Here is a 1,335-nt window from a genome sequence, read left to right as displayed (position 1 = left end):
GAGGGTGTAATTTAGTTTGTGTAAATGGCCATTCCGGGGTACACCAGCCCCCCACCCTCTGAGGAGCCCAAATGGCCATCGAAAAAGAACTTCTTGACCGCCTGTTTGCCGATTTCAAGTACACCAAACCCGAGGATCTGATCGGGGAGAATGGCCTGCTCAAGCAACTGACCAAAGGCCTCGTTGAGCGAGCCCTGCAGGCGGAAATGACCGACCACCTAGGGCATGAGAAGCATGGTGCCATCGCCACCAAGGGTGGTAATGCTCGCAACGGCAAATCCGCCAAAACCATCAAGGGCGAGTTCGGCAAGCTGCCGATCGAGGTGCCCCGCGACCGGGACGCCACCTTTGAGCCGACCATCATTCCGAAGGGGCAGACCCGTTTTGCCGGCTTCGACGGTAAGATCATCTCCCTGTACGCCCGGGGGATGACCACGCGGGAGATCCAGGGACACTTGGAAGAGATTTACGGCGTCGAGGTCTCTCCTAGCCTGATTTCCAGCGTGACCGATGCCATCGCCGACGAGGTCAAAATCTGGCAGAACCGGCCGCTCGATCCCCTTTATCCCATCGTCTATATGGACGCTGTGCGGGTCAAGGTACGGGATAACGGTCACGTCAGCAACAAAGCCGTCTACCTGGCCCTGGGCGTCACCATGGACGGCATCAAGGAGGTTCTGGGGATGTGGGTGGCCGAGAACGAGGGCGCCAAGTTCTGGTTGCAGGTGGTGACCGAGTTGAAAAACCGTGGCGTTGAAGACATCTTCATCGCCTGCGTGGATGGCCTCAAGGGCTTCCCCGAAGCCATCGAGACGGTTTTTCCCCGCACCCAGGTCCAGCTCTGCCTCGTCCACATGGTGCGCCACTCCCTCAAATACGTTTCGTGGAAGCAGCGCAAGGAGGTGGCTGCCGACCTCAAGACCATTTACCAGGCGGCGACCGTCGAGCAGGCCGAAATGAACCTGTCGGAATTCGAGGCCAAATGGGATGAAACCCATCCCTCCATCGGCCAGTCCTGGCGGCGGAACTGGGAGCGAATCACCCCGTTTTTTGCCTACCCGGCGGAGATCCGCAAGGTGATCTACACGACCAACGCCATCGAGTCGCTGAACATGTCGCTCCGCAAGGTCACCAAGAACCGGGGATCATTTCCCAACGACGCAGCCATGTTCAAGCTGCTCTATTTGGCATTGAACAATATCGCCAAGAAATGGACCCTGCCGATCCGGGACTGGAAGGCGGCCCTCAACCGGTTTTCCATCCTGTTCGAAGACAGAATGCCAGCTTACTGATAACCGAAAACCAAACCATTTACACAAAATGATTTACACCGCC

The 1,335-nt window shown here is 57.4% G+C and carries 1 protein-coding gene; it reads left to right on the top strand.

Features of this window, described 5'->3' with window-relative positions; translation table 11 throughout:
• The first annotated feature begins 71 nt into the window (after positions 1-71).
• Entirely contained in the window at positions 72-1,292 is a 1,221-nt protein-coding gene (locus BQ4888_RS10715) for an IS256 family transposase (RefSeq protein ID WP_092057186.1), read from the top strand.
• Positions 1,293-1,335: the final 43 nt, after the last annotated feature.

The organism is Desulfuromonas acetexigens, assembly GCF_900111775.1.
Taxonomy (GTDB): Bacteria; Desulfobacterota; Desulfuromonadia; order Desulfuromonadales; family Trichloromonadaceae; genus Trichloromonas; species Trichloromonas acetexigens.
The sequence above is the reverse complement of the archived record's forward strand: the minus strand, read 5'-3'. Positions and strand labels throughout refer to the sequence as shown.